This window comes from Lysobacter olei, from assembly GCF_054777355.1.
This window is the reverse complement of the sequence record NZ_BAAHAT010000006.1, coordinates 240,166-261,812: the sequence shown is the minus strand read 5'-3', so window position 1 is coordinate 261,812 and position 21,647 is coordinate 240,166. Positions and strand designations below refer to the sequence as shown.

The following is a 21,647-nucleotide window of genomic DNA, read 5'->3' as shown; positions in this document are numbered from 1 at the left end:
GTGTCGCACACCGAATGCCTGCGGTGAAGCTGTTGCAACGCTGTTTTCGCCCGCGTCGCCTTGTAAAGCAGGGACGCGCCCGCCACTCTATGACGTCCCCTAGCGGCCCAGTATAGCCATGACCCCATCCAAGCATTCCAAGTTGATCATCCTCGGTTCCGGCCCCGCCGGTTGGACCGCCGCCGTGTACGCCGCGCGCGCCAACCTCAAGCCCGTGGTGATCACCGGCCTGCAGATGGGCGGCCAGCTGATGACCACCACCGAGGTCGACAACTGGCCGGGCGACGCCCATGGCCTGATGGGTCCGGACCTGATGGCGCGCATGCAGGCCCACGCCGAGCGCTTCGACACCGAAGTGGTGTTTGACCACGTCCATACCGCCGACCTGTCCAAGCGCCCGTTCCGCCTGGTGGGTGACAGCGGCGAGTACACCTGTGACGCCCTGATCATCGCCACCGGCGCCACCGCCAAGTACCTGGGCATCCCGTCCGAAGAGGCCTACAAGGGCCGCGGCGTGTCGGCCTGCGCCACCTGCGACGGCTTCTTCTACAAGGACAAGGACGTGGCGGTCATCGGCGGCGGCAACACCGCGGTCGAAGAGGCGCTGTATCTGTCCAACATCGCCCGCAAGGTCTACCTGATCCACCGCCGCGACACCCTGCGCGCCGAGAAGATCATGCAGGACAAGCTGTTCGCCAAGGCCGAGGCCGGCAAGATCGAACTGGTGTGGAACAACACCGTCGACGAAGTGCTGGGCGACGACGCTGGCGTGACCGGAGTGCGCGTGAAGTCGATGCTGGACGGCAGCACCCGCGAGATCCCCGTTCACGGCTTCTTCGTGGCCATCGGCCACACCCCCAACACCTCGCTGTTCGAAGGCCAGCTGGCCATGCGCAACGGTTACCTGACCATCACCACCGGCCTGGAAGGCAACGCCACCCAGACCTCGGTCGAAGGCGTGTTTGCCGCCGGCGACGTGGCCGACCAGGTCTACCGCCAGGCCATCACCTCGGCCGGCTTCGGCTGCATGGCGGCGCTGGACGCCGAGAAGTTCCTCGATAGCGAGGGCTGAGCCCGCGCTGGCGCCCCGCTCGTAACGGGGCGCCTTTCGCCCATGCCAGATGTCCGCCTCCTGCCCCGATTGGCCGACGTACCCGCAGCGAAGTGGGATGCACTCCATGACGGTCGCAACCCGTTTGTCAGCCACGCGTTTCTCGCCGGGTTGGAGCAACACGGCTGCATCCGCGAGGATTGGGGCTGGATCCCGCGCCACCTGACCCTCTGGGACGGCGAAAGCCTGGTCGGCGCGGCCCCCATGTACCTCAAGGAAAATTCCCACGGCGAGTTCGTGTTCGACCACGCGTGGGCGAACGCCTTTGCGCGGCATGGCCTGGATTACTTCCCCAAATGGTTGTGCGCGGTGCCTTACTCGCCGGTTACCGGGCCGCGACTGCTCGCCCGCGACGAATCGACACGCCGCCTTCTGGTCGAGGCCATGGTGGATGGTGCCCGCACGCAGGGACTTTCGTCCGCGCATGTGAACTTCCATACCGAAGTTGAAGCGGCAGCCTTCGACCCCCTGGGCGATGAGTCATACGGCCACGGGTCCGACTGGCTGGCCCGGATTGACGTGCAGTACCACTGGCGCAATGACGCCGGCTGGCGCACGTTCGACGACTTCCTGTCCGCCCTCGACCACAAGCATCGCAAGAACATCCGCCAGGAGCGCCGGAAGGTCATGGAGGCCGGTGTGCGGTTCCGCGTGCTGGACGGGCACAGCGCCAGCGAAGCCGACCGGGCGGCCATGTACGGGTTTTACCGGCGCACGTTTGCGGAATACGGCAACCACCCCGCGTTGACGCTGGCGTTTCTCGACCATTTGGCCTCGGAACTGCCCCAGGCGCTCGTCATCTTCCTGGCCGAATTCCAGGGGGAACCCGTGGCGGGCGCACTGTGCCTGCGGGGCGGCGACACGTTGTACGGGCGCTACTGGGGCAGCGAGGCCACCCTCCCCGGCCTGCATTTCGAGACCTGCTACTACCAGGGCATCGAATACTGCCTGCACCACGGCCTGACCCACTTCGAGCCGGGCGCCCAGGGCGAACACAAGCTGGCGCGCGGCTTCCTTCCCGAGTGGGTCCACAGCCGGCATTGGATCGCCGACGATCGCTTCCGCGACGCGCTTCAGGACTGGTGCCGACAGGAGTCGGCCGCCGTCTCGCAATACGCGCGTCGCCTGGCAAGCTGCTCCCCCTTCAAGGTGGGAGACGCGGGTACGGCGACGTGACAAGCTTCCGACATGTCCCTGCGACTGCCCGAACTGCCCCTTGACCCAGCGGCCCCGTTTCCGCCCGGCGGAAGCGCGCTCCGGCAGCCCGACGGCTTGCTGGCGCTGGGCGGCGACCTCTCCCCCATCCGCCTGCTCAATGCATACCGCCACGGGATCTTTCCTTGGTACTCGGAAGGGCAGCCCATCCTGTGGTGGTGCCCTGATCCCCGTACCGTCTTCCGGACGGACACATTCCGGCTGTCGTCGCGCTTTCGCCGCACGCTCCGCGGGTTGCCGTGGGTGGTGCGCGCCGACTCGAACTTCGAACAGGTCATCGACGTTTGCGCCTCCATCCCGCGGAACGGGCAGGACGGCACGTGGATCACGCCGGAGATGCGGGAGGCCTATCTGGAGTTGCACCGTCTGGGCCATGCCCATTCGATCGAGGTCTGGGATGACCACCGGCTGGTCGGCGGAATCTACGGCGTCTCGCTCGGACACATGTTCTTCGGCGAGAGCATGTTCAGCGCCGTGTCCGGAGGCTCCAAAGTGGCATTGGCGGGGCTGGCGTTCCGGATGCACCAGTGGAGCTGGCCATTGATCGACGCCCAGGTCGAGAACCCCCACCTGATCTCGCTGGGGGCGCGGCTGATGCGCCGGGACCGGTTCCTGACGCAAGTGGCGGCCCTCACCGCCCTGCCAGCGGAGCCGGGGCCTTGGACGTCCCGTTTCGGGGCACTGGGTGCACGGGAGCTGGCCGCCCAAATCTGAACCGCCGCAACCGGCCTTTTGCGCCAGCCCCGGCAACATGGCAGAATGCTGGGCTTCGCGGCCGGGAATAGGCTGCTCTTCGCAACACTCAGGGAACACATGGCAAAAGACGACGTGATCGAATTCGAGGGCACGGTGGCGGAAACCCTTCCGAACACCATGTTCCGAGTGCGCCTCGAAAACGGGCACGAGATCATTGCCCACATCTCCGGCCGCATGCGCAAGAACTACATCCGCATCCTGACCGGCGATAAGGTGAAGGTCGAAATGACCCCCTACGACCTGACCAAGGGTCGCATCACCTACCGCATGAAGTAATTGCGGTAACGCATTGAAAAAAGGCGACCTTTGGGTCGCCTTTTTCGTGTGTGCATCTTGGGGCCACCGCAGGTGGCGCCTTGGTAAAGGTCGACGACCGCCTGATGCCCCACGGCAGCCGATCGCCTGATACCTCGCCCCGACCCGCGCCGCAATTGCCATTGCGGCATGGGAGGAGAGAGCGTCAGCTGACCGTGGCCGGCAGCAACTTCTCCGGCTCGGCCTGCACGTCCAGCGCCAGCTCGTCGCCCTTGACGTCGATGGTGACCCGGCCACCGCCCACCAGCTTGCCGAACAGCAGCTCGTCGGCCAGCGGACGCTTGATCTTGTCCTGGATCACCCGCGCCATAGGCCGCGCGCCCATCAGCGGGTCGAAGCCGTGCTGGGCCAGCCAGTCGCGGGCCGGCGGCGTGGCCGACAGCGTCACGTCCTTCTCGTGCAACTGGGTTTCCAGCTCGATCAGGAACTTGTCCACCACGCGCAGGATGTGCTCGAAGCCCAGCGGCTGGAACTGCACCACCGCATCCAGGCGGTTGCGGAACTCTGGCGTGAACGAGCGACGGATCACCTCCATCGCGTCGGTGCTGTGGTCCTGCTTGGTGAAGCCGATCGAGCGCCGCGAGGCCTGCGCCGCGCCGGCATTGGTGGTCATCACCAGCACCACGTTCTTGAAGTTGGCCTCGCGCCCGTTGGTGTCGGTCAGGATGCCGCGGTCCATCACCTGCAGCAGGATGTTGAAGATGTCCGGGTGGGCCTTCTCCACCTCGTCCAACAGCAGCACGCAGTGGGGCGTCTTGACGATCTTCTCGGTCAGCAGGCCGCCCTGGTCGAAGCCGACATAGCCCGGAGGCGCACCGATCAGGCGACTGACCGAATGCGGCTCCATGTACTCGGACATGTCGAAGCGCACCAGCTCGATGCCCAGCTGCAGCGCCAGCTGCTTGGTCACCTCGGTCTTGCCCACGCCCGTCGGGCCGGCGAACAGGAAGTTGCCGATCGGCTTGTCCGGGTTGCCCAGGCCACTGCGCGCCAGCTTGATCGCCGACGTCAGCGTCTCGATGGCCGGGTCCTGGCCGAAGATCACCATCTTCAGGTTGCGCTCCAGGTTGCGGAGCACGTCCTTGTCGGTGGCCGTCACCTGCTTGGCCGGGATGCGCGCCATCTTGGCCACGATCGTCTCGATTTCCTCGACGTCGATCAGGGTCTTGCGCACGCTTTCGGGCAGCACCCGCTGGCGGGCACCCGCCTCGTCGATCACGTCGATGGCCTTGTCCGGCAGCAGCCGATCGCCAATGTGCTTGACCGACAGGTCCACGGCGGCCTGAAGCGCGTCGTCGGCGTAGGTCACGCCATGGTGCGCCTCGTACTTGGGCTTCAGGCCCTGCAGGATCTCGACAGTCTCGTGCACCGTGGGCTCCACGATGTCGATCTTCTGGAAGCGACGGGCCAGCGCCCGGTCCTTCTCGAAGATGCCACGGTATTCCTGGAACGTGGTCGAGCCGATGCAGCGCAGCTCTCCCGAGGCAAGCGCCGGCTTGATCAGGTTGGACGCGTCCATGGTCCCACCCGAGGCCGAACCGGCCCCGATGATGGTGTGGATCTCGTCGATGAAGAGGATGGCCCCCGGCAGCTTCTTCAGCTGCGACAGGACGGCCTTGAGGCGCTTCTCGAAATCACCGCGGTACTTGGTGCCGGCCACCAGCGCGCCCAGGTCGAGCGAGAAGATGGTGGCGTCCATCAGCACCTCGGGCACGTCGCCCTCGACGATGCGCTTGGCCAGGCCTTCGGCAATCGCCGTCTTGCCCACGCCGGCCTCACCCACATACAGCGGATTGTTCTTGCGGCGGCGGCAGAGCACCTGGATGGTGCGCTCGACCTCGTCCGCGCGGCCGACCAGCGGGTCGATCTTGCCGTCGCGGGCCGCCAGGTTGAGGTTGCTGGCGAACTCGGCCAGCGCGTCGCCCTTGCCCTCGCCCTCCCCGCTTTCGGCCTGGCGCGACTCGCCTTCCTCATGCGGCTGCTGGGGCTCGTCCTCGCCGTGTTTGGCGATGCCGTGGGAGATGTAGTTGACGACATCCAGCCTCGCCACGTCCTGCTGGTTCAGGAAATAGACGGCATGGGAGTCCTTCTCGCCGAAGATGGCCACCAGCACGTTGGCGCCGGTGACTTCCTTCTTGCCCGAGGACTGCACATGGTAGACGGCGCGCTGCAGCACGCGCTGGAACCCCAGCGTGGGCTGGGTGTCCCGGTCGATATCCGCCGGCAGCACCGAGACCGACGTGGCAATGGCCTGCTCCAGGTCGTTGCGCAGGCGCGGGAAGTCCACGCTGCAGGCCTTGAGCACCTGCTCGGCGGAAGGGTTGTCCAGGAGCGCCAGCAGCAGGTGCTCGACCGTCATGTACTCGTGGCGCGCCTCGCGGGCTCGCTTGTAACACTGGCCGATGCTGTATTCGAGATCCTTGCTGAACATGGGGGCAAGCCTCCAAAAAGCTACTGCGGTCCTAGATGGGGACACGCAAGGTGCTTTTCCATGCGCCCCCCTTCGGAACGTCCCGACCGACCGGCAGGGCCCAGAGTCCCCGCTTAATGATCAGTACGTCCCTTGGGACCGTTTTAGGCCTTTTCCATCGTACACAGCAAGGGGTGCTGGTTGAGCCTTGAGTATTCGTTCACCTGCGCGACCTTGGACTCGGCCACCTCGCGGGTGAAAACGCCACATACCCCCCGGCCACGGGTGTGGACGTGGAGCATGACCTGGGTGGCCTTCTCGATATCCAGATGGAAGAACCGCATCAACACGTCCACCACGAAGTCCATCGGGGTGTAGTCGTCGTTGAGCAGCAGTACCGAGTACAGCGGGGGTCGGGCGAGCTCCGGCTTGCCGGTTTCCACCAGTACGCCGTGGTGGTGCTCATGGTCGGTCTGCTTGGCCATCTTTTCATTATACCCCCCGGCTGGAATCCACCCCAGGCACGCTGGAGGCCTGAGGCAGCGCGCACGCCACGCTGGAACCCTTCCAGGACCAAGGAACGGCCGTGACCTTGGGCCGCTCCAACGCCGCGCGGCTGAGGCGTCCCCACGGTTGGCCGCCGTACCGGGGCATCTCCCGCCCATGGACGGCCCCCCCTCCGCCACGACACAATGCGGTTTCCATCACACAGGGGGACGTTCCATGCATCTGCGCCACAGTCTGTTGCTGCCCGCTGCATTGCTGCTTGTCACCGCACTGCCCGCCATGGCGTCCGATGGCTCCGTGAAGACCCGCCTGGACGCCCGCGGCGTCAAGTACCAGATCGATGGAGATGGCGATTACAAGGTCACTTACAACTACTCCAAGGAAGGCCGGACCCAGCTGGTGTTTGTCTCGGGCGGTACCCAGTCGGTCGGTGGCTTCTCGGTCCGAGAAATCTTTTCCCCCGCCGGCCGCGTCGCGAAGGACGGCATCGACGGGGACAAGGCCCTTGAACTGATGGGCGAAAGCCGCAACAACAAGCTGGGCAGCTGGGAACTTGCGGGCGACGTGCTCTACTTCGTACTCAAGATGCCCGACAGCATCGACGCGTCCGAACTGGAATCGGCCATGGACATTGCCGCGCAGACCGCAGACGACATGGAGCTGGAGTTGTCCGGCGACAGCGACGAGCTCTGAACCCAACGCCGGGGTCACCACGAAGCCCCGTGCGGCATGGCCGCCGGGGTTTCGCCTTTTTTGCACGGAATTCAGACACAGGGCCGTTCCACCATGACCTACCGCCAAACCCCCATCTGGCAACCTGACGTCACCGTCGCCACAGTGGTGGTGGCCAATGGGCGCCTGTTGATGGTGGAGGAAACGGCAGGCGGCCGGCTCGTGCTCAACCAGCCGGCCGGGCACCTCGAGCCCGATGAAAGCCTGGTCCAGGCGGCGCTGCGCGAGACGCTTGAGGAAACCGGCTGGGAAGTCCAGCTGACCAGCTTCATCGGTGCGTACCAGTGGAAGGCGCCGACACAGGCCGACGGTAGCGGCGGGCGTCATTACCTGCGTTTTGCCTTTGCCGCCGAGCCCCTCCGGCACGACCCCGCCCGTCCGTTGGACGAAGGCATTGTGCAGGCCCTGTGGCTGACGCCGACGGAGCTGCAGGCACAAGCCGCCCGCCACCGTAGCCCGCTTGTCTGGCGCACCGCCGAGGACTTCCTCGCCGGCCGCCGACAGCCGCTGGACGTGTTGCAGCACCTGGCATGAGTGGCATCCGAACCATCGTCGGGATGTCAGGGGGCGTGGATTCGTCCGTCGCGGCACTGTTGCTGCGTGACAGCGGTGAATCCATCGCCGGACTGTTCATGCAGAACTGGGCCGATGACGGCAGTGGCGAATGCCGCGCCGAGGATGACCGGCGAGATGCCGTGGCGGTCTGCGGCCGGTTAGGCATCCCCATTTACTTCCGCGACTTTTCCGGCGAGTACTGGAAAGGCGTGTTCGAGCACTTCCTGGCGGAGTACGCGGCCGGGCGCACGCCCAACCCGGACGTGCTCTGCAACCGCGAGATCAAGTTCAAGCATTTCCTCGACGCCGCCCACGACCTCGGCGCCGAGTTCATCGCGACCGGCCATTACGCCCGCGTCGCCCAGGACGGCAGCCGTTTCAACCTGTTGCGTGCCCTCGACCGTAACAAGGACCAGAGCTACTTCCTGCATCAACTGGGGCAGCGCCAGTTGGCCAGCACGCGCTTCCCGCTGGGGGAAGTGGTCAAGACCGACGTGCGCCGCATGGCGCAGGAGGCCGGGCTCCCCACCGCCGCGAAGAAGGACTCCACCGGCATCTGCTTCATTGGTGAGCGGGACTTCCGAGAATTCCTTTCCCGTTACCTGCCCGCGCGTACCGGCGAGATGCGCACGCCGGAGGGACGGGTGATTGGCCAGCACCCTGGCGTGTTCTTCTACACCCTGGGCCAGCGCGAGGGTCTGAACATCGGCGGCGTTCGCGGCTTCGAGCCCGCGCCGTGGTTCGTGGTGGGCAAGGACGTGGGCAGCAATGTGCTCTACGTGGATCAGTGCCTTGCCTATCCGTGGCTGCAATCCAGCACGCTCTGGTCGGAGACGGCGCACTGGATCGCGGGCGCTCCTCCGGCATCCTGCTTCGAGTGCACCGCACAAACCCGCTACCGGCAGGCCGATGAGGCCTGCTCCGTCGCCGTCCGCGACGACGGCACGCTGGAAGTCCGCTTCGCGCGCCCCCAACGTGCCGTTACGCCCGGGCAATCACTCGTGCTGTATGACGGCGACGTCTGCCTGGGTGGCGCCGTCATCGCTTCCACCGATGCCCCCCTCGAACAACGCCTGAAGGCCCAAGCTGCATGAGCGACACCCGTCCCAACCCAGTCTCCGAACGCGTCCTGGCCCTCGCCGGTCTGGTGCAGGCATTGGCGCAGGTGCGCCGCATTGCCGATACCGGCACGGCCGAGCAGCGCATCCTGGCGACCGCGCTGGACTCGGTGTTCCGCATCGACGCGGCGACACCCGCCGCCGTGTATGGCGGTGCGGATGCCCTCCGTCCTGGGCTGACGCTGCTGCGGGACTACTTCTCAAGCCAGTCGCGTGACGAGCAGTTGCCCCGGTTGGCCTTGGCCGTCCTGCAGCTGGAACGACGCTTCGTGGCGGACGACGCCATGGGCCGCCGCGTGCAACATGGCATTCGCGCGCAGTCCGCGCTTGCCGAGCGTGAAGGGGCCACGCATCCGGACGTACTGTCCGCACTGGGAGGCCTGTACGCCGAGACGCTCAGCCACCTGCGGCCACGCGTGCTGGTGCAGGGCAACCCGCATTACCTGGGGCAAGCCAATGTCGTCGCGGAGGTCCGCGCGGTCCTGCTGGCCGCCGTCCGGTCGGCCGTGCTGTGGCGGCAGTTGGGCGGCAGTCTGTGGGACTTCCTGCTGCGTCGGCGGGAAATGGTCGCTGCCATCAACGCGCACCTGGCCTGATCAGGCCTTCCAACAGCACCCCACCTCCGGCGCGTATCGACGGATAGGGGCTCGGAAAGGCTCGGAGTGGGCACGACTTGGCGCGTGCTTACCTTGAGCGCCAGCCGAGTCCAAGGGTGAAGGTGCGTGTGCCGCCGGGCTCGAAGAAGCGGTTGTTGCCTTCGTTGACGATGATCGAGCCAACGTGGTCGCGCCCAAAGAGATTGTCGATCCGCGCAAATCCGTGCCAGCCCGAGCGACGGGGTTGCCAGGAGGCCCGAAGGGCGACCAGTGCATAGCCGGGCGCATGGTCTGTGTTTCGATCATCGACCCACACACGACCGCTCGCCCTGCCCTCCACGCCAATTTGCACGCGGTCATCCGAGCCGTGCCACGCCACTTCACCACGCGCCTCGGCCCGTGGAATGCCGGGCATGCGATTACCGGCTGCCACTTGGCGCGTTTGCAGCCCACCATCGCTGAAAACACGATAGCTGAATCCCTCGCTGAATCGAGCTCGAAGCCAGTTTGCCGCGAACGCATAGCGCCAGTGCGTCCCCCAGCGGCCATCCATCCCCACCTCCAGTCCCTCCCGGCGTGTCGCACCCGCATTCGCGAAGCTAGCCCGCCCACCGGAACTGCTCGCAGCGACGATCTCGTCGCGGCCTTCGATGCGATACCCGCTGACACCCACCCGATGCCCGGGGCCCCGCAAACGCATGCCGGCTTCGATGGACCGCGTCCGTGAGGGCTGCAGCACCAGGTTGAGCCCACCGGCACCGTCAGGCCGATAGGACAGTTCGGTAACGGTCGGGGTCTCGAAGCCGTGGCCAACGCTGGCGAACACCTCGCCGTATCCAATATCGCGCGCGACACCCAACGAGACGGCATTCTCCGTGTACCGGACACGACCGCTGTCATCGCCGTTACCAGGCGCGACGTAATGGTCGTTGGAGTCAAATTCGGATCGCACGTGCCGAAGACCGGCCAAAGCGTTGAAACCATCGCCAAGGCGCATTTCAGCCACCAAGAATGCGGCCTGGCTGGACACCTGATTGTCTTCGTCGCGCCGGAGTCGTCCGCGCACGCCCAAAGTGTCGCCTACGAAATTCTCATATCCGCGCCGCGCCTCAGACAGACCAGCGAGGTCGACGCCAGCGGCCAATGATCCGCGAGTGCCGTGCCAACGATAGCCACCTTCCACCCCGGCCTCCTGCCGGTCCACATCCACCACCCCGCCCGCGCTGGTGGGCGCGCGCTGGGCCACGACGGGAATGGCGAGGAACTGCTCGATCGCACGCATGCCGCCGTATGCCGCCAGCCACCACGCCCGCCCGGCTGCCACCTCGTGGTCCCAGCGGACACCCAGTTGATGGTTGTCGATCTGCTTGCGCGTGTCGAACAATTCGGCGACTGGAGAACCTCCCCGTGGATCCGCCTCCCATTGCGTGCGCGTGAGTCCCAGCGGGTCCTGCGTCCACGGCTGTGACAGGCCATTGAGGGTCAGACGAAGGCGGCGCGACGCGTCGGGCTGCCATTGGACGTGCGCCACTCCATGGTGACGTTCTGCCTTCGCGTGAGGTCGCTCACCCGGCGTACGAAAATGACTGCCGGCGAGGCGCCAGCGCCAGTCATCCACGGTGTCGGCGCCGGCGCCGTCCCAGCGAATTGCGCCGCGATGTGCGCCCCGGTCGTCCCGCCACGCGTCCAGCCCCATGAAGGGCGCGCCATCGAGATCACTGTGTCCCACGATCGCACCGCCTGCCGCGTTGCCGTGCTGGAGTGCCAGCGGGCCACGCAACACTTCAGTCGTGTCCAGGGTATCGAGCGGGAAGCTGGCGGCCTGGCCTTGACCATCGGCCGCCGTCAGCGGGATGCCGTCGGCGACCAGCCGTATCCCGCGGATGCCAAACGTCGAACGCGCACCAAACCCGCGGCTCTGTATCTGCAGGTCCTGGGCGTAGTTGCCGCGATCGCGAACGCTGAAACCCGGCACGCGCTGGATCGACTCGGAAAGGTTGACCCGGCGTTGGCCGCTTCGCAGCGAATCGCCATCCACCAGGTCCACCGCACCCGGGAAGGAGGCCAGCGGCAGGCGATGCCCGATCACGGTGATGGTATCCAACACGCGTGCGGATAGTGGCGTGTCAGCCTGCGGTGTCCCCTCAGCAGGGCTTTGCGCGCGCGCGCCCCAATGCACTGCATACAACAGCATTCCGGCGGCAACCGCCACACCCATGCGCACTTGCTTGCCACGCCCGGATGCGACGCCATTCCGCGCCTGATGGTCGACAGGCTCGTACCTCTCCAATCAGCCCCCTACCCCTTCGGCACGATCCACGAGCGTTGGTGAAGCACAGTAAAACCCACCAACACCTGGCGCAATGGCGCCCCTCTCCAAAAAAGGAAGCCCGGCACATGGCCGGGCTCCCTGCACTGCTTGACGGGGCGACCGATCAGGCCGCCGCCACCTTGTCGGCCACTTCGCGGTATTCCTCGATCTGGTCGAAGTTCATGTAGCGGTAAATCTCGGCGCCCTTCTCGTTGATCACGCCGATGTCTGCCATGTACTCCTCGCGGGTCGGGATGCGGCCCAGGCGCGAGCAGATCGCCGCCAGTTCCGCCGAGCCGAGGTACACGTTGGTGTTGCGGCCAAGGCGGTTCGGGAAGTTGCGGGTCGAGGTCGAGAACACCGTCGCACCCTCGCGCGCCTGCGCCTGGTTGCCCATGCACAGCGAGCAGCCCGGCATCTCCATGCGCGCACCGGCGGTGCCGAAGGTGCCGTAGTGGCCTTCCTTGGTCAGCTCCGAGGCGTCCATCTTGGTCGGCGGCGCGACCCACAGGCGGGTCGGGATGTCGCGCTTGCCTTCCAGCAGCTTGGCCGCGGCACGGAAGTGGCCGATGTTGGTCATGCACGAGCCGATGAACACTTCGTCGATCTTGGCACCGGCGACGTCGGACAGGGTCTTCACGTCGTCCGGGTCATTCGGGCAGGCCAAGATCGGCTCGACGATCTCGTTGAGGTCGATCTCGATGACCGCGGCGTACTCGGCATCCGCATCACCTTCCAACAGCTGCGGGTTGGCCAGCCACGCTTCCATGGCCTTGATGCGGCGGGCCAGCGAACGCGCGTCCTGGTAGCCCTCGGCGATCATCCACTTCAGCAGCGTGATGTTGCTGTTGATGTATTCGATGATCGGCGCCTTGTCCAGGTGCACGGTGCAGCCGGCAGCCGAACGTTCGGCCGAGGCGTCGGACAGCTCGAACGCCTGCTCAACCTTCAGCTGCGGCAGGCCTTCGATCTCGAGGATGCGGCCAGAGAAGATGTTCTTCTTGCCCTGCTTGGCGACGGTCAGCAGGCCCTGCTTGATCGCGGCCAGCGGGATCGCGTTGACGAGGTCACGCAGGGTCACGCCTGGCTGCATCTCGCCCTTGAAGCGGACCAGCACCGACTCCGGCATGTCCAGCGGCATCACGCCGGTGGCCGCGGCGAACGCAACCAGGCCCGAACCGGCCGGGAACGAGATGCCCACCGGGAAGCGGGTGTGGCTGTCGCCACCGGTGCCGACGGTGTCGGGCAGCAGCATGCGGTTGAGCCAGCTGTGGATCACGCCGTCGCCCGGGCGCAGCGAGATGCCGCCGCGGTTGGAGATGAACTCCGGCAGCGTGTGGTGGGTCTTGACGTCGACCGGCTTCGGGTAAGCCGCGGTGTGGCAGAACGACTGCATGACAAGGTCGGCCGAGAAGCCCAGGCACGCCAGGTCCTTGAGCTCGTCGCGGGTCATCGGGCCGGTGGTGTCCTGCGAACCCACCGAGGTCATCTTCGGCTCGCAGTAGGTGCCCGGACGCACGCCCTGGCCTTCCGGCAGGCCGCAGGCGCGACCGACCATCTTCTGCGCCAGAGAGTAACCCTTGCCGGTGTCGGCCGGGTTGGTCGGCAGGCGGAACAGGGTCGAAGCCGGCAGGCCCAGCGCCTCACGCGCCTTGGCGGTCAGGCCACGGCCCACGATCAGGGGGATGCGGCCGCCGGCGCGGACTTCGTCCAGCAGCACGTCGGACTTGAGCGTGAACTCGGCGATGACCTTGCCGTCCTTCAGCGCCTTGCCTTCGTACGGGCGCAGCTCGACGACGTCGCCCATGTTCATCTGCGACACGTCGAGTTCGATCGGCAGCGCGCCGGCATCTTCCATGGTGTTGTAGAAGATCGGCGCGATCTTCGAACCCAGGCACACGCCCCCGAAGCGCTTGTTCGGGATGAAGGGGATGTCCTCGCCGGTGAACCACAGCACCGAGTTGGTGGCGGACTTGCGGCTGGAGCCGGTGCCCACGACGTCGCCAACATAGGCGACCAGGTGGCCCTTGTCCTTCAGCGACTCGATGAACTTCACCGGGCCGCGCTTGCCGTCTTCTTCCGGGGTGATGCCGTCACGGGCGTTCTTGAGCATCGCCAGCGCGTGCAGCGGGATGTCCGGGCGCGTGGTGGCGTCCGGCGCCGGCGACAGGTCGTCGGTGTTGGTCTCGCCGGTCACCTTGAACACGGTGATGGTCAGCGACTCCGGCACTTCCGGCTTGCTGGTGAACCACTCGGCGTCGGCCCAGCTCTGCAGCACGGCCTTGGCGTTGGCGTTGCCCTGCTCGGCCTTCTCCTGCACGTCGTGGAAGGCATCGAACATCAGCAGCGTGTGCTTGAGCGCATTGGCGGCCACGGTGCCGACTTCGGCGTCATCCAGCAGCTCGATCAGCGGGTGGATGTTGTAGCCGCCCAGCATGGTGCCCAGCAGCTCGGTGGCGCGGGCGCGGCTGATCAGCGCGTTCTTCTCGGTGCCATGGGCGACCGCGGCCAGGTACGAGGCCTTGACCTTGGCGGCGTCGTCGACGCCGGCCGGCACGCGGTTGGTCAGCAGGTCGAGCAGGAACTCACCCTCGCCCGCAGGCGGGTTCTTCAGCAGCTCGATGACGTCGGCAGTCTGCTGCGCGGTCAGCGGCAGCGGCGGGATACCGAGCGCGGCGCGCTCTGCGACGTGTTGGCGATAGGCTTCGAGCATGTGAGGACTCCGGTGGCTTACAGGACCCCTGGGATGGGATCCGGCTATTGAGGGGGATGCAGCGATGACGCGAAACAGGTAGTGCGAATCGGGTGTTGCAGGTGCGTCAGGACGGCCCCGGTCCTGCATGGGGCCAATCCGTGGGAAGCTCAAGCCGTTGGCACGATCAGCTTGAGCCCCTTGAAGTACTGACGATAAAACCCGTCGTCGCGGGTAATCAGGCCATCGCACTGCAGCAGTGCGTGGGCGCCGATCAGGAAATCGGGCACCGCTCGCGCGCGCGGACCGCCGCGCTGGCGATGGCGGCGCTGCATCTCGCCAGCCCGCAGCGCCGACTTGGATTCCAGCGCGCTGAAACGGATGCTCATCTCCTCCAGCACCGCCAGCGCCTCGGCACCGTCGCGCAGTGCGCTGCACACCTCGGCCAGCGCCACGTCGCTGATCACCACCGGGCCGTTGCCCAGGCATTGGCGGAGACATGCTTCGGCCGCGTCGGCCTGCGGGCCGTTGGCCAGCAGGTCGATCAGGACGGAGGAGTCGATGGCAATCATCGCGGCGTCGCCTGCTCAGGACTCGAGCGGCTCGCCCGGCGCACGGCCACGGATGGCGCGCATGGCTTCGTCGGTGGATTCGAACCCGTCAAGCTTGAAACGGCCGCGGGCACGGGAGATGGCGTCGTCCACGCTCTTGCGCAGCACGATGCGATTGCCCTCCAGCTCGACCTTGAGCTGGGCTCCCTTGGCCAGGCCCAGCGCATCGCGCACGGCCTTGGGCAAAGTGATCTGGCCGCGCTCCCCAACGGTCGCTTCCATGGGCGGTCTCCGCATCGAAGTATGCATCAATCATACATACCTGAACGTTCATACTCAAGTTGGCATACCGGTCTTGGGACGCCCGCAGCAAGGGCTTCCCGGCGCGTTAGACCAAGGTCCAATGCAGGGGCGCAGCGTTCCGGCCGGGGGATCACCAAAGCTGAATGAGGCCGGGACATAATGGGCCTGTCGTGCCGCACCAGCCCTCCCTGCGGTGCTCAAGGACGCCCGCCACGCCCGCCTCCCGCGCGGCCGGCCCGCCCCCTGCCAAAGGAGCTGCCTCCCCCATGAACGACTCCTTCTCCACCCGCCGCCAGTTGTCGATCAACGGCAAGTCGCTGACCTACTACAGCCTGCCGACGCTGGGCGAGCGCTTCGACCTTTCGAAGCTGCCCTACTCCATGAAGATCCTGCTGGAGAACCTGTTGCGCCACGAAGACGGTGGCATGACGGTCGGCCGCGAGCACATCGAAGCCATCGCCACCTGGAACGCCAGCAAGGAACCCGACACCGAGATCGCCTTCATGCCCGCCCGCGTGGTGCTGCAGGATTTCACCGGCGTGCCGTGCGTGGTCGACCTGGCGGCGATGCGCGATGCGGTGACCCGGCTGGGCGGCAGCCCCAAGCAGATCAACCCGCTGATTCCCTCCGAACTGGTGATCGACCACTCGGTGCAGGTGGACGTCTTCGGCCGGCCCGACGCATTGGACCTCAACGGCCAGATTGAGTTCGAGCGCAACAAGGAGCGCTACAGCTTCCTGCGCTGGGGCCAGAAGGCCTTCGAAAACTTCAAGGTGGTGCCGCCGAACACCGGCATCGTGCACCAGGTCAACCTGGAGAACCTCGCCCGCGTCGTCGTCGAGCGCGAGGTCAAGACCAGTGACGGCGGCAGCGAATGGCAGGCCTTCCCCGACACCGTGTTCGGCACCGACAGCCACACCACCATGATCAACGGCATCGGCGTGCTGGGCTGGGGCGTGGGCGGCATCGAAGCCGAGGCGGCCATGCTCGGCCAGCCGTCGTCGATGCTGATTCCGCAGGTCGTAGGCTTCAAGCTCACCGGCCGGTTGCCCGAAGGCACCACGGCGACCGACCTGGTGCTCACCGTCACCCAGATGCTGCGCAAGCTGGGCGTGGTGGGCAAGTTCGTCGAGTTCTACGGCGACGGCCTGCAGCACCTGCCGCTGGCCGACCGCGCCACCATCGCCAACATGGCACCCGAATACGGCGCCACCTGCGGCATCTTCCCGATCGATGCCGAAGCCTTGAACTACCTGCGCCTGTCCGGCCGGAGCGACGCCCAGATCGCGCTGGTCGAGGCGTATGCCAAGGCACAGGGCCTCTGGCACGAACCGGGCGCACCCGAAGCGACCTACTCCGCGACCCTGTCGCTGGACCTGGGTGACGTCAAGCCGTCCCTCGCAGGCCCCAAGCGCCCGCAAGACCGCGTGTTGCTGGGCGAGATGCGCACCAACTTCAACGAAAACCTCACCGGCCTGATCGCAGGTCGCAAACCCAAGACGGGCTGCGCCGAATCCGAATTCCGCGAGGAAGGCGGCGCACAGCCGCAGGCCGAGCACCTGGCCGCCAAGCCGCAATCGAAGATCCGCATCCACGACCAGGATGCGTACCTGCATGACGGCTCGGTGGTGATCGCTGCCATCACCTCGTGTACCAACACATCCAACCCGGCAGTGATGCTGGGAGCAGGCTTGCTGGCGCGCAACGCGGCCAAACTTGGCTTGAAGGCCAAGCCCTGGGTGAAAACCTCGCTTGGGCCGGGCTCGCTGGTGGTGACCGACTACCTTAAGAAGGCTGGCCTGCTCGACGACCTCGAGCAGTTGGGCTTCTACGTGGTTGGCTATGGCTGCACCACCTGCATCGGCAATTCGGGCCCATTGCCAGACGTGGTGTCCAAGGGCATTGCCGAGAACGACCTGGTGGTCGCGTCGGTGCTGTCAGGCAACCGCAACTTCGAAGGCCGCGTGCACCCCGAAGTGAAGATGAACTACCTGGCCTCGCCGCCCCTCGTAGTGGCGTATGCCATCGCGGGCACGGTGGACATCGACCTGACCCGTGATCCGCTGGCACACACTGCCGATGGCACGCCGGTGTTCCTGCGCGACCTGTGGCCCAGTAACAAGGAGATCGGCGACCTCATCGCTGCCACGGTCGGCCCCGAGTTGTTTGCACAAAACTATGCCGACGTGTTCAAGGGCGATAGCCGCTGGAACCAGATCGCCGCGCCGGAGGGCGAGTCCTTCCACTGGGACGAGACTTCCACCTACATCAAGAACCCGCCCTACTTCGACGGCATGACAATGGCCATCGGGCACATCGCCGACATCGAAGGCGCCCGCGTGATGGGGGTGTTCGGCGATTCCATCACCACCGACCACATTTCGCCGGCGGGCAACATCAAGAAGGACTCACCGGCCGGGCGTTTCCTGCAAGCCCGTGGGGTGCAGCCGGCGGACTTCAACAGCTACGGCAGCCGTCGCGGCAACGACGACGTGATGGTGCGCGGCACGTTTGCCAACATCCGCATCAAGAACCTGATGCTGGGCGGCGAAGAAGGCGGCAACACGCTGTACTACGGCAAGGCGGGTACCGCCCCCGAAAAGATGGCCATCTATGATGCGGCCATGAAGTACAAGGACGACGGTGTGCCGCTGGTGGTGTTTGCCGGCAAGGAATACGGCACCGGCTCCAGCCGCGACTGGGCCGCCAAGGGTACCAACCTGCTGGGGGTGAAGGCCGTGGTAGCGGAGAGCTTCGAGCGCATCCACCGCTCCAACTTGGTCGGCATGGGCGTGCTGCCGCTGCAGTTCCATGAGGGCGACAACGCGCAGACGCTGGGGCTCGATGGTTCGGAAACCATCAGCATCAGCGGGCTGGCCGACGGCGCCTCACGCACGGCCACCGTCACTGCACGCAAGGACGATGGCAGCGAGAAGCGCTTCGAGGTCAAGGTGCTGCTGCTGACCCCCAAGGAAGTCGAGTATTTCCGGCACGGCGGCATCCTGCATTACGTGCTCCGCCACCTGGCATCACGCACGGCCGCCTAGGCATCGCCACTGTCATTGACCAGGCGATGCCGTTACAGGAGCCGCAACGCGGCTGCAGCCCGGGCATCCCCGTGCCCGGGTTGCCCAGGTCCTCGGTGGCCCACAGCCATGGGCGCCGACCGCGGAACTGGGCCGTCGTTATTGCGCCCCATCCCAACGCAGGCTGGTGAGCTGCCAGTCTTTTCCCTCCAGGCGCCACCCACTCTCGACCTGATACAGGCGGGCGCTCTCGGGCAACAACGCGCCGTCGCCCCCGGTGAGCGCGGCAGTGAACTGCACCGTGGCATGACGGCCGTCAGCGGACATGTCCACCTGCGTCGGACCGAGGGTCACGCCCACCGAGCGGTAGCGCAGGAAGGCCGCTTGGGCGGTACGGCGCAACGCCATCCGATCCATGCCCTCGGGTCCCACAAAATCCTCCGCCACCCGCTCGGTCAGTGCGCCGGCGTTGCGCGACTCCAGATCCTGCTGCATCGCAGCAATTTCATTTCGAAGCCGTTCCTCTGGCGGTGTGCCGGAGCAACCCACCAGCACGAGAACGCCGGCGACCGACCGGATGGCTCTACTGAATCTTCCCAAGGAACTCTGCTCCACCACGCGTTCGTCCATCCCAACGCTAAAGGGCCGCGCGGTGCCTTGCCAGCCCCAGCACCCTATGCTCCAATCCTGACAAAGACCGTACGGCTGCGAATCCGCGCGCCGAGCGGCGATGAATCAAGCGATAAGAGGGGATCGCGATGACCAATGCTCGACCGTGGCTGGCCCAATATCCGTCAGGAATCCCGGCGGATGTCGACGTCGATGAGTTTCCGTCCATCGTCTCGGTGCTCGATGCCGCGATCGCCAACTTCCGTGACCGCCCGGCGTTCGCCAATCTGGGAAAGACGCTGACCTACAGCGAGATCGACCAGCTGAGCGCGCAGTTCGCCGCCTACCTGTTGGGCGAACTCAAGCTCAAGAAAGGCGATCGCGTCGCGATCATGATGCCCAACTGCCTGCAGTACCCGATTGCGACGTTCGGCATCCTCCGAGCGGGCCTGACGGTGGTCAACACCAACCCCATGTACACCGCGCGCGAGCTCAAGCATCAGCTCGTCGACTCGGGTGCCAGTGCCGTCCTCGTCATGGACAACTTTGGGCACACGGTGCAGGAAGTGCTCGCCGACACCCAGGTCAAGCAGGTGATCACCACCGGCTTGGGCGACATGCTCAGCTTCCCCAAGGGAGCGATCGTCAACTTCGTCCTGAAGTACGTGAAGAAGATGGTGCCGGATTACGACATTCCTGGCGCCATCCGTTTCCGGGACGCGCTGACGCTCGGCCAGATGCACACACTGCCGGACGTGGACATCGAGTCCGGTGACATCGCCTTCCTGCAATACACCGGCGGCACGACGGGCGTGGCCAAGGGGGCGATGCTCACCCACCGCAACCTGGTGGCAAACATGCAGCAGGCGGCGGCGTGGGTCGGCGGCAACGTCAAGATGGGCGAGGAGATCATTGTCACCGCCCTGCCGCTGTACCACATCTTCGCGCTGACGGCGAACGGCCTGGTCTTCATGAAGTTCGGCAGCCTGAACTACATGATCACCAATCCGCGCGACATGCAGGGCTTCGTGAAGGAGCTCAAGAGCGTGCCCTTCACCGCCATCACCGGCGTGAACACGCTGTTCAACGGACTGCTCAATACTCCTGGCTTTGACGAGATCGACTTCTCCCGTCTGCACCTCACCCTGGGTGGCGGCATGGCCGTCCAACGCTCGGTGGCGGAGCGATGGAAGAAGGTCACCGGTTGCACGCTGGTCGAGGCTTACGGGCTGACGGAAACCTCACCGGCCGCGTGTATCAATCCGATGACGCTGGAGGAATACAACGGTGCCATTGGCCTGCCGATTCCCTCCACCGATGCCTGCATCAAGGATGAAGCCGGCAACACGCTCCCGCAGGGTGAGGTCGGCGAACTGTGCATCAAGGGGCCACAGGTCATGAAGGGCTACTGGCAGCGGCCGGAAGAGACGGCGGCGGTGATGGACGCCGACGGCTGGCTGCACACCGGCGACATGGCCCGCATGGACGAAAAGGGCTATTTCTATGTGGTCGACCGCAAGAAGGACATGATCCTGGTGTCGGGCTTCAACGTGTACCCGAACGAAGTCGAGGACGTGATCGCGATGATGCCAGGCGTGCTTGAAGTGGCCGCGGTTGGCGTGCTGGATGAAAAATCGGGCGAAGCGGTCAAGGTGGTGATCGTGAAGAAGGACCCCAGCCTGACCGCCGAACAGGTCAAGGCACATGCCCGCGAAAACCTGACGGGCTACAAACAGCCGAAGATCGTTGAGTTCCGGAAGGAGCTTCCTAAGACCAATGTCGGCAAGATCCTGCGGCGTGAATTGCGCGAGGAGCACGCCACTCATTGAGTCACGTTCCAACGGCTTGACCACGAGAGGCCCCTCTACGAGGGGCCTTTTCGTTTGGCGTCCTTTTCGAGGTGTAGCATCGGAACGGTCCTGCGTGTCAACCCCGAAACCGAAACACCGCCATCACTGAGGAGCTCATCATGAACGTCATCGAAAAGTACTCCCGCGCTCGCCCCTACCCCACTGTCGAGATCGAAACCGACGAAGCTGGAAACGAAGTCTGGATGTACATGCACGCGGACGCGCGACCCGGCGTGCGCCCGTGCTTTCGTACCGAGCTGATGGTGGACATGCATGCCTATCTCGCGTCCATCGTCACGCCGAACGAAGCACCCGAGGCGCCACGCCTGCGCCACCTGGTCATCGCCTCCGCCGCGCAGGCCTTCAACCTCGGCGGCGACCTTGAGCTGTTCGGACAACTGATCCGGGCTGGGAACAGGAGCGAACTACTCGCGTATGCGCAGAGCTGTGTTGAAGGGGTTTTCCAGTTCCACACCGGACTGGGTGGCGACTTCCGCACGATCGCCCTCGTCCAGGGCGACGCGCTGGGAGGCGGCCTCGAGCTGGCGCTGTCGTGCCATACCATCGTCGCCGAGCAAGGTGTGGACATGGGGCTGCCGGAAGTGCTGTTCGGCTTGTTCCCGGGCATGGGCGCCTATTCCTTCCTTTCGCGCCGTGTCAGCCCGCAACTGGCCGAACGCATCATTCTCGAAGGCCGCGTCTACACCAGCGACGAGTTGTACGCGTTGGGCATTGTCGACGTGCTGGTGCCAAAGGGACACGGCGAACAAGCCGTGCGCGAGCTCATCCGGCAGCAGCAGCGCGCGCCGCACGCACATCGCGCCCTCAACCGCGTGCGTGCCCTGTCGCAGCCGGTCGAACGCGAGGAGTTGATGCAGATCACCGAGGTGTGGGTGGACGCGGCGCTTCAGCTCAGCGACCGCTCCCTGCGCACAATGGAGCGCATCGTCCGGGCGCAATCCCGACGCGCCTCGGGCACGGTCGAATGAC

The 21,647-nt window shown here is 65.6% G+C and carries 18 protein-coding genes; 11 read left to right on the top strand and 7 right to left on the bottom strand.

Annotated features, from left to right (window positions below):
• Positions 1–118: 118 nt before the first annotated feature.
• The 4 genes from trxB to infA all read left to right on the top strand — a co-directional run bounded on the left by trxB (position 119) and on the right by infA (position 3,358).
• Positions 119–1,072 (top strand): thioredoxin-disulfide reductase, encoded by a 954-nt coding sequence (gene trxB, locus ACYVBS_RS11120; RefSeq protein ID WP_460823667.1) that lies wholly within the window; start codon positions 119–121, stop codon positions 1,070–1,072.
• 42 nt (positions 1,073–1,114) lie between these two features.
• The gene (locus ACYVBS_RS11115; RefSeq protein WP_460823666.1) at positions 1,115–2,287 is read left to right on the top strand and encodes a GNAT family N-acetyltransferase; all 1,173 of its coding nucleotides are present in this window, start codon (positions 1,115–1,117) and stop codon (positions 2,285–2,287) included.
• 12 nt (positions 2,288–2,299) lie between these two features.
• Entirely contained in the window at positions 2,300–3,040 is a 741-nt protein-coding gene (gene aat / locus ACYVBS_RS11110; RefSeq protein WP_460823665.1) for a leucyl/phenylalanyl-tRNA--protein transferase, read from the top strand.
• A 99-nt stretch (positions 3,041–3,139) separates the two neighbouring features.
• Entirely contained in the window at positions 3,140–3,358 is a 219-nt protein-coding gene (infA, locus tag ACYVBS_RS11105) for a translation initiation factor IF-1 (protein ID WP_031372296.1), read from the top strand.
• 184 nt (positions 3,359–3,542) lie between these two features.
• Here the strand turns inward: infA and clpA are convergent, their stop codons facing one another.
• Complete coding sequence (clpA, locus tag ACYVBS_RS11100) at positions 3,543–5,828, bottom strand: ATP-dependent Clp protease ATP-binding subunit ClpA (protein WP_460823664.1); 2,286 nt, start codon at positions 5,826–5,828, stop codon at positions 3,543–3,545.
• A gap of 143 nt (positions 5,829–5,971) precedes the next feature.
• Entirely contained in the window at positions 5,972–6,292 is a 321-nt protein-coding gene (gene clpS / locus ACYVBS_RS11095) for an ATP-dependent Clp protease adapter ClpS (protein WP_460823662.1), read from the bottom strand.
• A gap of 238 nt (positions 6,293–6,530) precedes the next feature.
• On the opposite strand from clpS, the gene ACYVBS_RS11090 reads away from it, so the two are divergent.
• The 4 genes from ACYVBS_RS11090 (at position 6,531) to hflD (ending at position 9,315) form a co-directional block, all read left to right on the top strand.
• Positions 6,531–7,007, top strand: a complete 477-nt coding sequence (locus ACYVBS_RS11090) for a hypothetical protein (protein WP_460823660.1) — start codon at positions 6,531–6,533, stop codon at positions 7,005–7,007.
• Positions 7,008–7,100: 93 nt separating this feature from the next.
• Positions 7,101–7,580 (top strand): NUDIX hydrolase, encoded by a 480-nt coding sequence (locus ACYVBS_RS11085; RefSeq protein WP_460823659.1) that lies wholly within the window; start codon positions 7,101–7,103, stop codon positions 7,578–7,580.
• A complete protein-coding gene (gene mnmA / locus ACYVBS_RS11080) occupies positions 7,577–8,695 on the top strand; it encodes a tRNA 2-thiouridine(34) synthase MnmA (protein ID WP_460823658.1) in 1,119 nt (372 codons plus the stop codon). Before ACYVBS_RS11085 ends, mnmA begins: the two co-directional genes overlap by 4 nt.
• A complete protein-coding gene (gene hflD / locus ACYVBS_RS11075; RefSeq protein WP_460823657.1) occupies positions 8,692–9,315 on the top strand; it encodes a high frequency lysogenization protein HflD in 624 nt (207 codons plus the stop codon). The genes mnmA and hflD overlap by 4 nt, the downstream gene beginning before the upstream one ends.
• An 88-nt stretch (positions 9,316–9,403) precedes the next feature.
• Here hflD and ACYVBS_RS11070 read toward each other — a convergent pair whose 3' ends face one another.
• The 4 genes from ACYVBS_RS11070 to ACYVBS_RS11055 all read right to left on the bottom strand — a co-directional run bounded on the left by ACYVBS_RS11070 (position 9,404) and on the right by ACYVBS_RS11055 (position 15,151).
• Complete coding sequence (locus ACYVBS_RS11070; RefSeq protein WP_460823656.1) at positions 9,404–11,533, bottom strand: TonB-dependent receptor family protein; 2,130 nt, start codon at positions 11,531–11,533, stop codon at positions 9,404–9,406.
• 217 nt (positions 11,534–11,750) lie between these two features.
• Positions 11,751–14,339, bottom strand: coding sequence for a bifunctional aconitate hydratase 2/2-methylisocitrate dehydratase (gene acnB / locus ACYVBS_RS11065; protein WP_460823655.1), 2,589 nt, complete (start codon positions 14,337–14,339; stop codon positions 11,751–11,753).
• Positions 14,340–14,488: 149 nt separating this feature from the next.
• The gene (locus tag ACYVBS_RS11060) at positions 14,489–14,890 is read right to left on the bottom strand and encodes a type II toxin-antitoxin system VapC family toxin (RefSeq protein ID WP_144813017.1); all 402 of its coding nucleotides are present in this window, start codon (positions 14,888–14,890) and stop codon (positions 14,489–14,491) included.
• A gap of 15 nt (positions 14,891–14,905) precedes the next feature.
• Positions 14,906–15,151 carry an AbrB/MazE/SpoVT family DNA-binding domain-containing protein gene (locus tag ACYVBS_RS11055; RefSeq protein WP_144813015.1) on the bottom strand — a complete coding sequence of 82 codons (246 nt, stop codon included), beginning with the start codon at positions 15,149–15,151 and terminating at the stop codon, positions 14,906–14,908.
• A 164-nt stretch (positions 15,152–15,315) separates the two neighbouring features.
• Here ACYVBS_RS11055 and acnA point away from each other — a divergent pair, with 164 nt between their 5' ends.
• Positions 15,316–18,219, top strand: a complete 2,904-nt coding sequence (acnA, locus tag ACYVBS_RS11050; protein ID WP_460823654.1) for an aconitate hydratase AcnA — start codon at positions 15,316–15,318, stop codon at positions 18,217–18,219.
• A gap of 138 nt (positions 18,220–18,357) precedes the next feature.
• Here acnA and ACYVBS_RS11045 read toward each other — a convergent pair whose 3' ends face one another.
• Positions 18,358–18,693: a nuclear transport factor 2 family protein gene (locus ACYVBS_RS11045; protein ID WP_460823653.1), complete on the bottom strand. Its 336-nt coding sequence runs from the start codon at positions 18,691–18,693 to the stop codon at positions 18,358–18,360.
• 263 nt (positions 18,694–18,956) lie between these two features.
• Here ACYVBS_RS11045 and ACYVBS_RS11040 point away from each other — a divergent pair, with 263 nt between their 5' ends.
• Both ACYVBS_RS11040 and ACYVBS_RS11035 read left to right on the top strand, forming a co-directional pair.
• Complete coding sequence (locus tag ACYVBS_RS11040) at positions 18,957–20,636, top strand: long-chain fatty acid--CoA ligase (protein WP_460823652.1); 1,680 nt, start codon at positions 18,957–18,959, stop codon at positions 20,634–20,636.
• A gap of 140 nt (positions 20,637–20,776) precedes the next feature.
• Positions 20,777–21,646: a crotonase/enoyl-CoA hydratase family protein gene (locus ACYVBS_RS11035; RefSeq protein WP_460823651.1), complete on the top strand. Its 870-nt coding sequence runs from the start codon at positions 20,777–20,779 to the stop codon at positions 21,644–21,646.
• Position 21,647 lies beyond the last annotated feature (1 nt).

Excerpts from the sequence above, each read along its gene's own strand:
- ACYVBS_RS11040 (WP_460823652.1), top strand. The coding sequence starts at position 18,957 with ATGACCAATGCTCGACCGTGGCTGGCCCAATATCCGTCAGGAATCCCG.
- ACYVBS_RS11115 (WP_460823666.1), top strand. The coding sequence starts at position 1,115 with ATGCCAGATGTCCGCCTCCTGCCCCGATTGGCCGACGTACCCGCAGCG.
- clpS (WP_460823662.1), bottom strand. The coding sequence starts at position 6,292 with ATGGCCAAGCAGACCGACCATGAGCACCACCACGGCGTACTGGTGGAA.
- ACYVBS_RS11060 (WP_144813017.1), bottom strand. The coding sequence starts at position 14,890 with ATGATTGCCATCGACTCCTCCGTCCTGATCGACCTGCTGGCCAACGGC.
- mnmA (WP_460823658.1), top strand. The coding sequence starts at position 7,577 with ATGAGTGGCATCCGAACCATCGTCGGGATGTCAGGGGGCGTGGATTCG.
- ACYVBS_RS11055 (WP_144813015.1), bottom strand. The coding sequence starts at position 15,151 with ATGGAAGCGACCGTTGGGGAGCGCGGCCAGATCACTTTGCCCAAGGCC.
- trxB (WP_460823667.1), top strand. The coding sequence starts at position 119 with ATGACCCCATCCAAGCATTCCAAGTTGATCATCCTCGGTTCCGGCCCC.
- ACYVBS_RS11070 (WP_460823656.1), bottom strand. The coding sequence starts at position 11,533 with ATGGGTGTGGCGGTTGCCGCCGGAATGCTGTTGTATGCAGTGCATTGG.
- clpA (WP_460823664.1), bottom strand. The coding sequence starts at position 5,828 with ATGTTCAGCAAGGATCTCGAATACAGCATCGGCCAGTGTTACAAGCGA.
- ACYVBS_RS11035 (WP_460823651.1), top strand. The coding sequence starts at position 20,777 with ATGAACGTCATCGAAAAGTACTCCCGCGCTCGCCCCTACCCCACTGTC.
- ACYVBS_RS11085 (WP_460823659.1), top strand. The coding sequence starts at position 7,101 with ATGACCTACCGCCAAACCCCCATCTGGCAACCTGACGTCACCGTCGCC.
- acnA (WP_460823654.1), top strand. The coding sequence starts at position 15,316 with ATGAGGCCGGGACATAATGGGCCTGTCGTGCCGCACCAGCCCTCCCTG.
- hflD (WP_460823657.1), top strand. The coding sequence starts at position 8,692 with ATGAGCGACACCCGTCCCAACCCAGTCTCCGAACGCGTCCTGGCCCTC.
- infA (WP_031372296.1), top strand. The coding sequence starts at position 3,140 with ATGGCAAAAGACGACGTGATCGAATTCGAGGGCACGGTGGCGGAAACC.
- ACYVBS_RS11045 (WP_460823653.1), bottom strand. The coding sequence starts at position 18,693 with ATGCAGCAGGATCTGGAGTCGCGCAACGCCGGCGCACTGACCGAGCGG.
- acnB (WP_460823655.1), bottom strand. The coding sequence starts at position 14,339 with ATGCTCGAAGCCTATCGCCAACACGTCGCAGAGCGCGCCGCGCTCGGT.
- ACYVBS_RS11090 (WP_460823660.1), top strand. The coding sequence starts at position 6,531 with ATGCATCTGCGCCACAGTCTGTTGCTGCCCGCTGCATTGCTGCTTGTC.
- aat (WP_460823665.1), top strand. The coding sequence starts at position 2,300 with ATGTCCCTGCGACTGCCCGAACTGCCCCTTGACCCAGCGGCCCCGTTT.